Here is a 13,790-nt window from a genome sequence, read left to right as displayed (position 1 = left end):
GCGAAAATATAGTTTAGGTATGTTTGAATTTCAAATTCACAAAAAACGGCCCCTTTCGAGGCCGTTTTTCACATTTTCCCAGCTTTAAGGCTAGATAACCTTGTATCCAGGCGGAATGTAGATGTTGAAGCGGTCGTAACGGAACTTGACCGAGAACGAACCCAGCTTGGCGTCTTGATAATCAAGACCGAACTGGGAAGCGTCCACGTGCTTCGGCCATGCGTTGACGAGCAACACAGACAGAGTCACGTTACCGTACATCCAGTCATACAACTCCAGACGGATAGAGGCGTTACGCATCAATCCAGCGTAGACGTTGTTATGGTTCTCTTGCTGACCGAGGCCAAGATAAATCTTGTTGTTACCCTCGTTAGCGGTACGGTCGGACTCGTGGATCGCGTCGTTCGTACCAGTATTCGAGAGGATACCTTGGTTGAAGCAAGTCTGGTTCCATGCCATCATCATCTCGTATGCTCGCATGTCTTCAAGCAAGAGGCACTTGATGTCCATTTCGCCAGCGAGGCCGTCTTGCTGGACAGCGAAGTACTTCTGGAATCCCATGTAGTTAATGGCAGCATCCTTGATCTTCGCAGCCGGAACCTTCGCTCCGCCCTGCACATGCAGAGCGAATTCGTCGGAACCGCCTTCTGTACCGAAGTGGACACCGTTGGTGCAGTTCACGCCGACGAGACGGAAGATGTCCGTCGGAATGACAAGACGCCAACGAGTGCTACGTTGAGGGTCGACAAGGTGGTCAATCGCACTGGCGTAGAACACCTTTTTCTTTTGTTCTTCACTAAGAGCCATAGTTATTTACCTCCCTTTAAGCTTGCAGAACGTCGGTTGCAATGTTCTTGCCATTCTTCTGCGACTCAACGGTGGTACGGAGGATAATCCAACGAGTGGACTTCGGCGGCAAGAGCTTCAGATCGACGATCAAGAAGTTCTGGTCGATGATTTCCGGAGTATTGTTGGTATCGTCACAAATAACCTTACCATCGATCAATCCCGGCGGATTCTGGCGCTTAATGTTGTTAAGCTTGTCCTGAAGGTCGGAAGTAATCTGGGCACGGAGAATCGTAGTGTTCAGCTTGAATACCTTGTGGTCAAGGTACTTGTAGAACGCCTTGTGAATACCAGCAACAAGCATGGTCACGTGGATCTGGTTGAAGGCAGTATCTTCCATCTGAAGGGTGAAGTCACCCCAAATGCGGATGCCGTCCTTGTTCACGCGGGTCGCGTTGACATGGATGTCGCTCAACTTGGCATGGTCACAATTCTTGTCTTCGGCGTTGTAGGAACGAGTGAAGCGTTCCTTGGTGCCCCAAGCAGCTGGCACGAATGCTTCATCACCAGCTGGCGGAATCCACCAGACACCGCCTTGACGGTTAGCAGTAATAATCGCAGCCAACTGAACGGACTTCATGCAGTCCACTTGGCTGTTCGTATAGAGAGAATCCTGGAACACGCCACGGCCATCGTAGAGAGCGCCCCAGCGACCGAGGGAGAGACGACCAGCTTCAGTCATCTTCTTCACAGCCTTCTGGATATCTGGTTCGTAAACACCGTCGAACACGCAGAAGCAGTCCTTACGGTTTTCGCAAACGTTGATCATGGCTTGCATGACTTGCGGATTGAGCGTTTCGTTCTTGCGAGTGAACGGTGCGTTGATCGCCATACCAGCAGCAACGAGCATGTCGACATCGGAAGCGTCCTTGTTCACAAAGAGGTTCCAGACAGTAGACAGAGTGCTTCCGCTGTTGTTGTTCAGAGGATCATACGTCCACACGGCGTCGTTGATGATAGCCGGGTCTTCAGGGTTGTAAGCGATAGCGGTGTAACTACCGTTGAGAGTACCGTTCTGAACCGTCTGGGACAGATCATAGGAGTTGTTCTCAAGGAAGTAGTCGAGCACACCAGAATCGTTCATCACGAATTCGAGGCCGCTGTTTTCCAACTCGTATTCAGCGCTTTCGGAAATACCGAGCTGACGGTTGTTGTAGTTGTACGGAACGATAGTACCGTCGAACTCGTAGAGCTTACCGTTGAAGCGATAAGAAATCGCGAGGTACATACGAGCGACTGCGACACCTTCGTCAGTCAACGTGAACACTTGCATCGGGTTTCCGTCGTAGTTGATATCGAGGTACTGGGACTTCGCAAGGCCGAGGGCCATGAAGTTTGCACCGATATCGGAGTCAGCGATAACCGTCGGAGACTTCTGAACTTCCGCAGTGAAGGTACTTGTACCAGCACTAATGTAAGCCTTCGCCGGAATGGCTGGAACGACAGACTGATCACCGACAAAGCCGATGAACGGATTTTCCTTCTGGTCAGTCTTGCTTACGTACATCGAGTAGCTGGACAAGATGTACATATCAACGAGTTCGTTGTACGAAACTCCAGTGTATGACGCACTGTATGCCGTACCACTGACCAAGTCTGCAGTCGTAGCAAAGTACACCAAGTTGCCCACAACCGACGTCACTGCTACTGTAACCTCAGCGCCACCTTCCTTAGTAAACTTAATCTGAGTGCCTTCGATAACCGATGCGGCAACGTCAGCATCCGCCACATAACTAAAGGCAGATGCTTGTGCATCAGTAACAACGGTCAACGTCTTAGTCGTCGGTGTGGCATTCGTAACCGGATAAGTCGTCACGGCGTTATAAATCGTCGCATTCGTCGTGCTGAAGTTGATCAACTGGTAATCCAACTTCTCCGTGTCAATGGTCGCAGCAGGGACAGCAACATTCACAACGATTTCGCCACTCAACGGATTGAGGTTGACAATCGTATAGAGTGTACCGTCGAATGCCTTGCCCGGCGCGAGACTTGCGTTAGTCGTTGTCTTGATAGCGTTGCTATTGCGAACAATACCAACCAAGTCACCGATAGCGTAATCGTAGACCGCGCTCGGATCAACCTTGATGGTCGTACCAGACTTAGAAATAATGTCGTTAGCGACTGGAACCTTGCTAAAGCCCTTTGCATAGCGTAGAGTTTCAGACACAGCGTCAGCCACATAAGACCAAGTGTTCTTGGTAGAGTCGGTTCCGTTCACGGCAGTAATATCAACCAAGTAGAGCGAATCACCGCTCGCCATGGAACTAAATGCCAAATTCGACCAATTATCATTAGTCGTAATACCGTCTGGAAGTGGGCCAACAATATCATAGGTCTGGCCGTTGTCGATAACCTTTTCAACAGTCACCGGAACCATCGCGCCACTAGATGTTGTCATAGTAAGCACATCGCCAGGAAGAACTTCACCCTTGTTCAAAGCGGTCAACGTAATGGTCTGTTTAGCGACATTGACCGTGAAGTCATGAGAAGTCGAACCTGTAAATGCGTTTGCGCCACCAAAGAAACGAATGCTGTACTCATTATGGTCTCGATCATAGATACTTACGATAGAGCCATCAGTAACAAGTTCTTTCGGCGTCTTACGAGTATTCGGATCACCCCACTTGAGAGTCGTGAAGTTCTTGACCGTATTACCAGCAACTGCCGTCTTGATGTTCATGTAGTCGAAGCCATCGGCGATAGCATTTTCGGCGTCATTATAGATAATGACGTTCGGAAGGCTAGTGCCATACACGCTGATTGCACCTTCAGGCAATTCAAGAGTAACCGTCTTGTCGTCGATGTCGGAAACCGTAGCTTCGACAGCGGCATAAGAAGTTCCCTTCGTACCGAACTGGTCGAGCTTCTGGCTTGTGGCCGGAAGAAGCACGGTGTCACCAATCGTGAAGATCGGCTTGCTGTTAAGCACACACTCGATGAAGTTGTTCACGCCCGGCGTACGCTTTGCGCTAACCACTTCGTAGCGGTCGAATGCACGGTTAGCATAGCTCGGATCGCGGTTCATAATAGCGAAGAGCACCATGTCAGTGCAGTGCGTACCGTCAAACAGACGAGCTTCCTTACTGTCAGAGTAGTTCTCGCTAGCGTCCACACCGAAAGAAACGTTGTTATTGCTTTCGATAGTTTCAGCAATGTTGTTGATCTTACGGGTAACGCCGAACTCGGCTGCGCCGTCCGTCTTGAAACGAGTTGCAGCAAAGTGCTTCACCTTGAACGAAGTCGGAACAAGGGCTTTACCAGTCTTCTGGTCAACGGCTCCACAATTATCATACAACGCAGCATTCTTATCGAACGCAACCACGAAGGCGTCGGTCTTCAGATCACGCTTGTATGCATCGGTACGGCTGACTTCTTCGCCATACGGACGAACGAACTCGACCACGCCACCAGTAGTCAAGACCGCGTTGGCGGCGTACATGCCCTGGTTGTATTTGTAGCTCTGGTATCCGTAACCCAGCTTCACACCAAGTTCGCCAGTGTTGGCCACCGGGATGATCTTGTTCAGTTCACCCTTGGATGCGTAACCAACGATACCAGCGACAGTGAGAGGATTTTGCACCACCGTATAGGCGGAATTATCCTTCAGCTGAATTCGCACACCTGGAGCATAACCCATTTTTGTTGCCATAGATTAAACCTCATGGTACGTTCATTTTGTTTCAAGTTTATGCTGTGGTCACGATTTTTTCTGGCGCACGGTATTGATAAACTGCAAACAGCGGAATTTGAGGCGCAAATGGAACATATTTCTGGAATTTTCAACATAATGCTCAATGAGCTCAAGGCTAGGAAGCCTGAAGACAAGGCTCTCATAGAGGCGATGCAGAACGAAATCGCCAACAAGGTACAGATTATCTCGCCGGAGACGAGGAAGTCGCTTCTGCAGTTCCCTATCCAGTTTACCCAGAAAATCCGCATAAACGGTCGCGACTGGACTACCCAGCTGCATAAGTGGGCCGATTACCAGCTCCATGACTTGCTCATGCTCGACCCTATCTACCTCACGACGACCGATTCCAACAACGACTGCGTCCTCAAGCACCTCGTAATGGCCGCCCTCGGCCTCACGATGACGAGGGTCGTCAACTATGAACTTATCGAAGAACTGTTCCAGAAGGACATGAACTACGCCGCAATGACCGTCGCTGGGGATCCGGAATCTACCGAACCGGGAAACGCTTGGTACGAACCAGACCTCGAAGGCAAGAGCGTAATGGAATTTATGTACGATTTCGCCGTCGGCGAAGGCCAGTTCCAAGGCAAGCCGCGTGACGAGAAGCTGCTCGGTATGTTCGACACCTACGCCGAACGTGCGCTTACCATGCCGGACGAAGACCTCGAAGCCGATTTCGACGAGAATGCAGACCCAGCCGAAGACCAGAAGGCCGTCATGCAAGCAGAGGCCGAGCGCGAAAATTCAAACGCTACCGATCCCAACGACATTCCGCTCGCCACCGACGGCACTCAGAACGAAGAAGGCAAGCAGACCGAGACCATGGATTCGGCCAACGGCGAGGCTACGGTAGATGAAAATGGACAAATAGCTCCGCCCAATCAAGGCGAAGCTAATCAACAAGACAATTTGTCAAAGGTTCTAGGAGTTCTGCTGAAACTCTCCAACAGTCTCGGCTAGCCGTTCCTTTACCTTTTCAACTTCCTTTCCCAAGTTAAGCTCTGGTTCGACATACTTGTCGACGCCGTCCCTCAGCATACTCACGTTGATTCCAGCGTTGATGAAGCTGACGGCGGTGTTCTCGTCACAGCCAAAGCTCTTCATGACGAGGTCGATATCACTTCTTTCGACGGACATTCTTCTTTCCTTCCGGCAGCTTGCCGTTTACCTTGTATTCATACAAGTCGTTAATCAGCTCTGGGTCGATTTCCTTGTTGCGGATCATCGAGTCCGCTGACGATGCAGACGTTTCGTAGACGGCCATGACTTGTTCACGGAGCTTGTTCGTGGCGGCAATCTCGGTAGGGAATGCGCGAAGATACCCGGTGTTGAGCTTGCAGCCGTTGAACGCCTCCATCACCTTTGCGCGAACCTTTGTAGTAAGTCGGCTGAACTCGACCGTGTTCAGCGCAAGCAGAGACTTGTAGATGGACGGAGTCATGGACAAGGAGTAAATCGCCGCATAGGTGTCATGCGAGGCGATATCCTCCATCGTCATCTTTCGACCAGCGATGCGGTCTTGAATGAATTTTTCGTGATCAAACGGCATACTTCCAATCCGGTGCGTACTTCTTGAGAATCTGCATTACGTTGAGCAAGAAGCCCCACAAGGCATACTCTTGGTCAACTTGGTGGTTAGACTGGTACATCGCATTGGCGAGAGCGACGCCGAACGGAATGAGAGCTTCGTCCGGAAGGCGGTCGATTGCGTAGTCGCCGAATGAACGGTACACGCCTTGGCAGAACGTGATGTTCTTCGATATAAAGTGGCGGAGTTCGCGCACCTTGAAGTTGACCGTCATTTCGAAAAGAACTTCCGTATTGGACGGAGCCATGCTAGGCATCGTACCGATAATGCTGCCGCCATTTTCGAGGAACGAACGGTGCATCGTGGCAATCATCAAGCGGATGTCTGGGTAGCACTCGTTGATGATGTTGGCAACGAGGAACTTGTCCACCGTGCCACCCTTGGCATCGCATTCGCCCTTGGCAATCTTCATCAAGCGCTTGTGGAGACGGGTCTTGTATTCCTTGAGTTCGGCCTCGGCGTCTTCCTCGTGTTCAAACTTTGCACCGAAGTCGATGGCCATACAGCGAGACTGGATTGCTGGCGGAATGCGCCAGAGTTCGTTACAAGTCAAGATGAATCGTAACGTGCTGGAAGTATCCTCGATTTCGGACTGAAGAACGCGGTAGAAGTCGGCTGGCTTGTTCGGCTTGTCGGCTTCGTCGATGATAACGAACTTCGGCTGTCCATCCGGAGAGCTGTACTTGGCGTATTCGTCAATCATGTCGATGATTTCGGAGTCACGCTTACCGAAAAGGAATAGCGACTGTGCGCCGATGATCTTCGGAATGGCCTTGGCGATAGAAGTCTTGCCAGTGCCCGGTGCGCCAGAGTGAAGGATGTAGTTGCCGAACGAATTCATTTCGATAGCGTTCTTGAACAAGTTCTCCACGTTGCGGTGGAGGATGATGCTATCCAAGTCAGTACCACGGTACTTCTCTTCCCAAGGAAGGTTGCTGTTGATGGCCGACTGCATATCGGCGGTAGCATTCTGCTGGTCAATTACGTTGAACATTGATAAACTCTCATGTATGAATGTTGAATTTGTTAGATACCTTTCCTCGAAGAACTCCGAGCCAGCACGAGCCGCTTTGGCGCTCTATGAGCAAGTGTGCAGCGATGTGAACGCGCCGCTTGTGTCGCCGGGCCAAGCTTGTTGTACTCAGTCACTCGACGAAAACGAGTATTTCGACGAACCGACAATGAGCGACGAAGCGCTTGAAAAAGTCCATCAGGCGAAGACTGGGTGTCGACGAGTTCTCGCACCATCAGCTGGACGGACGTCACTCGGCATAATGGGAAACGGATTCCCCGAAAATGTATGCGCTTCGAGCGGTTCTTCAACTTAATCTTTCCTACTTTCATAATCTCTCCTAGAACATCGACAGCATGAAATCGCTCTCGTCGTATTCAAGGCGTTCATCCCAGCCGACGGCTTTGAATAGACGGCCAAGCACTTGAGCCACGCAAACCTTCCAGTGTTCTTCCCAGTCTGGGTGGAAGATTTCGAGCAGACGAGGCGGACATTTCTCGCCAGTATAGCAGATGATGCTAACGCCAAACAGACGGTCGGCCTTCTTGATGAATCTGATCTTCGATCCAGCGTACACTGGTTCGTAAGGGAACTTCGAGAGTTCTGGGTCATTCTGGATAAGGTAATTCCATACAGCACCAGCCTTGACGCGCCAGTCAATCTTCTTCTTTTCTTCTGCTGGCATGTTGTCGAGGACTTCGAGCGGAGGCGGATCGTTCTTGACGCCGCACGGACATGCGATGTAGCTGAAATTCTCTTTCTGCACGGCATCGAAGAATTCCTTCTTGATTTCGAGCAAGCGGTTACGCACCGTCGCCTTGTCCATGGTATCCATCATCAAGTCCACCATGTCCATCATACGATCCTTACCGAACAAAGCGGTAGAGCTTCGTACAAGTTCAAGACCAGTGATGGCGTATTCTGGCTTGACAGCAAGAGTACCCTTGACCCACTGCTTGTTCTCGTCCTTGTGACCCAAGTCGAGGTAGACGATGTCTTCCATGCTCTCCACCAAGCAGATGTACTTCTTTTTGGCGGTCACGATAGCCTTGTGGATGCACTTCTCGCGCTTCAAGAACAACTCGTTCGTCAAGTAGCCCCACTGGTTAGCGTAACTGAGCATGTACTCGTCAAGCTTCTCTTCCAAAATGCAAGCATCAAGGATTCGGCAGAAGTCGGTAAGTCTGTAGCGGTTGTAGATGATGCGGTAATCGCCAGTCATGAAGATACCGTCGGCGAAGGTAATCTGTGCCTTCGTCCATCCAGTCTTTTCATCCGGTGTACGCATTTCCGCGCCAGTCCAGCCTTCCTTGCCGTACTTTGTGCAGAGGCGGTTGAACGCCTTCTTGGAGTCGAGTTCGTGATCGTTATCGAACGAATAGCGTTCCACGATTTCGTGCTTGTCGAATACGATGACCTCGGTGCCAGTTCCTTGCTTCAGTCGGAACTGTTCATAGATGTCGCCGAACTTCACGAAGAAGGAGTCAGTATCGCCGTGGCTCATGCGCTTGTAGTTCACTTCGCCTTCGGCATCGGTGAACGTACCGACAAGTTCTGGGTCGATATCCGGCTCGTATCCGAAGACCTTCTTGAATACTGGGTCGCTATGGATATCGTTGTTGATGTATTCCGAAAGACGTGCAATCGTGTACTTGATGAGACGCTGGCCGTAAGCGGTAATGGATGCGGCATTGTCCACGTCGTACAGAGCAAATAGTTCAGAACCCATCAAGCCATACAGAGAGTTTCCAAGCACCTTGTACACTTTCTGCATCATATCATAGACGCCAGCCATTTCCTTGTCGCCGTTCTTCTTTGCCTTCTTCATCTGCTTCTTCAAGTTGGAACGACCGTCGAACAGAAGCCTTGTAACTTCTGGCACGACGCCGACCTTGTCCTTGCGGAAGTAGACTTGGTAGCGACCGTTATGATCCCACGGAGACTTGATAAGATTCTTCTTTTCTTCTTCGGTAAGCACATAGTCGATCGGGAACGTGACCTTCATTTCCGGAGACGTGTTGAACGTCATCATGATAGAAGGATACAGCGATCGATAGTCATAAGATACTAGGTATTCCTTGTAACCCGGAACAGAGTACACGAAAGCGCCAGGGAACACTTCCTTGTGCTGCTGGCGATACGGCGGGAATGTACGGTTCGTGTGGTGAAGATGATCCAGCATGAAGCCAGTAAGCATCTTCTTAGACGAGAACACAGACGAGAACGGAACACGAGCGGCGGCTGCAGAAGTAACCGCGAGGCGGAACATCTGGGCCTTAATTTCAATCTTTACAAGGAGCTTGACGTCTTGGAAGTTATACAAGACATAGTCTTCCCAGTACTTCTGCCAAGACAGATAGCCGTCTGGAAGCGGAGCCTTGCTCTCACCAACAATCTTTTTACCAATATAATCGAGTTTGTATGAAGCCTCTTCAGAGAAGGTGTACTTCTTGTAGAGTTCAAGGAAGTCAATAACTTCAGTACCGTTAATTACCAGCTCGTTCTTGGCATTCAAGTATGCGCGTTTGTTCTTACCACGCATTCTGGATAGTAAGTCGAGCGAAATACGGTCTTTCGGCGGAAGCTTTTCATTAACTTGCTTCAGTCGATTGCAAATGTAAACAGTATCGAATCCGAAGTTCCAGCCAGACAAAATGTCGAGGTCGCTGGCACCAATCTGGAATAGTAACTTTGTAAGGAGGTCGGCTTCATCCGTGCAGAGGATGTACTCGCCATTGTTTTCCTTTAGGAACTGTTTGCCCTTTTCGGAAATGTCCTTGGCGACGCCGTAGGTATAATACTTGTCTTCTTTGGATACGTAGAACGTAACGACATTGATAGGATACTTCGCTTCGGTCGGTAAGGAGAATCGGCCAGTCGTGGCGTTTTCAATATCGAGGAAGCCGAGGTTGATATCCTTCATGTCTGGGTGAATGACACCCGTATCGGCATAATGCTTTTGTAAGAATCGGCCACGTGGGTCAATGTCGATTTCCGCAAGGTGATTGGTCGGCCCAGCATGGTTCTGCTTGATGGCCTTCTCAACTTCGAATGCGGACACTCCGTTGGCTGGGGGAACTTCTACCTTGTATACGTCCCTATCCCAGATGTCCTTCATGCCGCACGGCTTTGCGCCGTATTCGCCTTGCTTGTCGGTATAGAACTCATGCACCGATGGGACGGCATCCATCGTGCCGTCCGTGTACCAAACGTACATGCGGTCGTTCTCCGTGTCGTGGAAGATCGACCGCCACATAGGACGTTTTGGTTTTGCTTCTTCTGGTGTAATCTGAGCCATAGTAAGTCTAGTTTAACAGTGAATATGTAGCAATAAACAATTTGAATTGCAAATACAAGAAAAACCGCCATTTCTGACGGTTTTTTAAAGGAACATCAATGCGACACCATTACAAACCAGCAGTCGCAATGGCTTCTTTTATTTTATTTACCGCGTCGACAGGGCCAAGAACCCTATCTTCATTCAATCCAAGAAATTTATGGATGGTTTCCAATAATTTAGACGCTTTCACATCAATCGGTTCTTCTTCTGGAACACCAGCTGGTTCAACCGATTCCATCTTCGGCTTCAGATAGGACGAGATCTTGTCGAACTTCTTCAAGACCTTCTCGGCGTCGGCAGCAGTCTTGGAGTCAGTGGCCAAAGCGCGTACGCCCTTCTTGAACAAGTCGATACGCTTCTGGAGCTTTGCGTTCTCCTCGAACTTCTTGTTCTTATCGGCACCGCTCTGGTTGCTGGAAGCTGCAGACTTGGCTGCGCTATCGAACTTTCCACCCTTACCAGCTTCAGGTGCCTTTTCGGCCTTCACTTCGGTATTGGTCTTGACTTCGGTAGTCTGGCCCTTGTCCTTCTTTTCCTTGGCATCGACATTCTCGACAACCTTGCCGTCGTCCTTCTTCTCGCCAGTCTTTGACGGAGCAGCCTTTGCGAGCTTAGGATCGGAAGCAGTCTTGGCCTTGCCAACCTTCTTCTTGTTTTCATCGACGCCGTCGCCGGAGCACCAGCTACCAGTATCGATCTTGTGGCCGTTGAAATCGAGGATCGATTCTACAACAGGCTTGGGATTGTGAACGAGGCTGTACGGTTCGTTATCGATCGGTTCTGCAGAAATCCTATCGAATTCGGCCATCAGCGCATCATCTTCGAATACATTGAATGACATAAACACCTCATGAGTCGTGTTTTTGCCCAATAGTTTATTATGTGGCCAAAAAATATTTTTTCAAATGCAAGCATTTCGATAAACTGCAATTAGCTATCAAGGAATGGCACATGGACGATACAAAACCATCAATTATTGACAAGTTCTTAGACCAGAAGACGACCGAGTTCGACAGCGAACAGCCGCCTAACATCCAGCACCTTGCCAAGATATCCGGCAAGTCTCCCAATGCTGTTAATGTCGAGTACGATCAAGAAGTGCGCAAGCTGGAAAAAGAGCAGATGCAGAATCCACCAGCCATGACCAACAATACAGACTTGGCGGCGATGGCTCGCGTCAAAGCCGTAGAAAATCTGGAAGACCAGTACAAGTCTGGACAGACCGAAGAATCTGACGAAGTGACCTATGACGAACTCGTAGGGGACATTACCACCGACTTCCAAGCCCCAGCGGCAAACGAATTCAGCATGTTCACTCCCGGTGAGCAAGATACAGCAAACCAGATGTTCGCCGATATCAACGACATCAATGCAGCAAACCCATACGAAGAAGACGGTTTCGAAGACGGATTCGAAGAACCAGAAACGGCGCTCGACTCGATGGACGGTCTTGCAGATATCGCAGAAAACGAAGACGGATCCAAGACAAAAACCAAGACAGACCCTATGCCGAACGACAGCGCACCAGACATACCATCGGATGATTTTGATGCCGAAATTCCGGACGTTCCACAGCTCGAAGGTATTGAAGACGTAATCAAGAAATTCGGTAAGTACGCCGCAATGGGTACGTTAGCATTCAACGCAGCAAACGCGCATGCCGCTCCAAGCGACTTCCGACACGAGACGACGTCACCAGACGGCAAGGCGACTACGGTATTAGCCAGCAAGACACACAAAAATCTTTGGCAAAACCAAGACTACAACGACCGAGTCATGGAAATATTCCAGCAACTCAAACAGCAGCGCATTGATGCTGGTAAGACGTTCAACGAACAAATTCTCTACAACAAGGCGCAGATGTACGCGCAAGCGGAATTGACCACGGGAAAGCCGTGGAATGGCAAATAAGAAAAGGCGGTCGATTGACCGCCTTTCTCATTACCGCATAACGATTAAGCGTTGTAGGTACACTTCCTCAAGAACATACCGTTACCATAAGTCATCATGGTACGGCCATTCTCAAATCCGTGCTGAAGCACGAGGTCGGGGCAACCAGAGTTGCGCACCATCATCGTGAACACGTCAAGCGGAAGGATGATTTCGAAGCCCGGCTTTTCGACTTGACAGTCACCCACGCTGATGTTGACGTGAATGCGTTCGTCTTCCAGACCTTCGATACCGATAAGGCCATCTTCGATACCATAGATGCGAGCCTTTCCAGTCGGATTGACATGGTTGATTTCGAAGTACATACCGATGGCAGCCGCGATAGATTCGGCCTTGATGTGGAACACACGCTCAAGCCCATCGTTGTTGTATGTCTTCAAGGTGGCATCACCGATGTCGGTTTCGAGAGTAGCGAACATGCCAGAAATGCGGAGCTTCTTGTTCTTGGTATCGAGATCGATAATGACATTGAGCGACAAGTCAAGGTCAAGCGCATTCACGAGAGGAATGGCCTTAAAGATCTTGGACGGAATGCTGACGCTGAAGTCAGACGTATTGTCATACTGCTTTGCGCCTTCGCTGTTGTCGTTCACCATCACAGTATTCTGCATGGCGGTCGCAATGGTGCAATGCTCGTCGCCAGTGCGGTACGACACACGGCCATTCTTGCGGTGGATTTCGACAGTTTCGAAATTGTACACGCTGTCGAGAATCGTGTTAAAGGATATCTGATCCATTGCGATACGGACGTTGAAGTCGTCATCGCTGGCCATCTTCACTTCAAACGGTTCGCACGGATTGAATCCGATTTCGAGTTCGAAACCGCCGATACCATCATTGAAGAAGGCACCCAGATAAAGCTTGCCTTCGCTGACCCACAGCGCTGCAGTCTTTTCAGCAGTGCCCATCAAGTGACGCACAGCGTTGCAAAGGTCGTAAATCTTGATGAACACTGGGCCATCAAGTTCTACGGAAACCGGAAGAGCGTCCATCTTCACATGGATACCGCTATCGGTGTCAATATGGAGCCAGATCTTGTTGTCCTTCGGATCCACCTTGGTTTCGAGCCTTGCGACGGTTTCTGTATCTAGCAGAGACTGTTCGATAAGGGCAAGACCTTGTCCGAAACGGCCTTGCAGCACGAACATGGTCAATGGCAAATCTTCGCCAGCAGACACTTCCTCGGCAGCGTCTTCGGTCGGAGCCAACTTGTTGAAGTCTTCAAGCATGCCGTGAAGCGAGCTTGCGCGAACTTTCTCGTCTTCTGTGATTTTGAGTTCACTCATAGTATGTTTCCTTTTGAAGTTTAAATTACATTAAAAAGGCCGCATTGCTGCGGCCTCTTGAAATTGTGTCGTTT

The 13,790-nt window shown here is 49.9% G+C and carries 10 protein-coding genes; 2 read left to right on the top strand and 8 right to left on the bottom strand.

All coding sequences use genetic code 11. The features are described 5' to 3' along the window. Positions 1-90: 90 nt before the first annotated feature. Positions 91-807: a hypothetical protein gene (locus ACJMM9_RS00880; RefSeq protein ID WP_405323000.1), complete on the bottom strand. Its 717-nt coding sequence runs from the start codon at positions 805-807 to the stop codon at positions 91-93. A gap of 16 nt (positions 808-823) precedes the next feature. Further along, entirely contained in the window at positions 824-4,495 is a 3,672-nt protein-coding gene (locus tag ACJMM9_RS00875; protein WP_405322998.1) for a hypothetical protein, read from the bottom strand. 108 nt (positions 4,496-4,603) lie between these two features. Here ACJMM9_RS00875 and ACJMM9_RS00870 point away from each other — a divergent pair, with 108 nt between their 5' ends. Next, complete coding sequence (locus ACJMM9_RS00870; protein WP_405322996.1) at positions 4,604-5,500, top strand: hypothetical protein; 897 nt, start codon at positions 4,604-4,606, stop codon at positions 5,498-5,500. Here ACJMM9_RS00870 and ACJMM9_RS00865 read toward each other — a convergent pair. The 5 genes from ACJMM9_RS00865 to ACJMM9_RS00845 all read right to left on the bottom strand — a co-directional run bounded on the left by ACJMM9_RS00865 (position 5,462) and on the right by ACJMM9_RS00845 (position 11,321). Continuing rightward, a complete protein-coding gene (locus ACJMM9_RS00865) occupies positions 5,462-5,677 on the bottom strand; it encodes a hypothetical protein (RefSeq protein WP_405322993.1) in 216 nt (71 codons plus the stop codon). The two genes, ACJMM9_RS00870 and ACJMM9_RS00865, sit on opposite strands and share 39 nt — an antisense overlap. Beyond that, the gene (locus ACJMM9_RS00860; RefSeq protein WP_405322991.1) at positions 5,658-6,089 is read right to left on the bottom strand and encodes a hypothetical protein; all 432 of its coding nucleotides are present in this window, start codon (positions 6,087-6,089) and stop codon (positions 5,658-5,660) included. The genes ACJMM9_RS00865 and ACJMM9_RS00860 overlap by 20 nt, the downstream gene beginning before the upstream one ends. Next, positions 6,079-7,122, bottom strand: coding sequence for an AAA family ATPase (locus tag ACJMM9_RS00855; protein ID WP_405322988.1), 1,044 nt, complete (start codon positions 7,120-7,122; stop codon positions 6,079-6,081). The genes ACJMM9_RS00860 and ACJMM9_RS00855 overlap by 11 nt, the downstream gene beginning before the upstream one ends. A gap of 358 nt (positions 7,123-7,480) precedes the next feature. Then, a complete protein-coding gene (locus ACJMM9_RS00850) occupies positions 7,481-10,438 on the bottom strand; it encodes a DNA polymerase domain-containing protein (protein ID WP_405322986.1) in 2,958 nt (985 codons plus the stop codon). Positions 10,439-10,547: 109 nt separating this feature from the next. After that, a complete protein-coding gene (locus tag ACJMM9_RS00845) occupies positions 10,548-11,321 on the bottom strand; it encodes a hypothetical protein (protein WP_405322984.1) in 774 nt (257 codons plus the stop codon). Between the two features lie 110 nt (positions 11,322-11,431). Between ACJMM9_RS00845 and ACJMM9_RS00840 the strand changes: the two genes are divergently transcribed. Beyond that, positions 11,432-12,391 carry a hypothetical protein gene (locus ACJMM9_RS00840; RefSeq protein WP_405322983.1) on the top strand — a complete coding sequence of 320 codons (960 nt, stop codon included), beginning with the start codon at positions 11,432-11,434 and terminating at the stop codon, positions 12,389-12,391. Between the two features lie 44 nt (positions 12,392-12,435). On the opposite strand, the gene ACJMM9_RS00835 is transcribed toward ACJMM9_RS00840, so the two are convergent. Next, entirely contained in the window at positions 12,436-13,716 is a 1,281-nt protein-coding gene (locus ACJMM9_RS00835) for a hypothetical protein (RefSeq protein ID WP_405322981.1), read from the bottom strand. Between the last annotated feature and the right edge of the window lie 74 nt (positions 13,717-13,790).

This window comes from Fibrobacter sp., assembly GCF_045112255.1.
GTDB lineage: Bacteria > Fibrobacterota > Fibrobacteria > Fibrobacterales > Fibrobacteraceae > Fibrobacter.
Note: the sequence above shows the minus strand (reverse complement) of the source record. Positions and strands in the feature narration are given on the sequence as shown.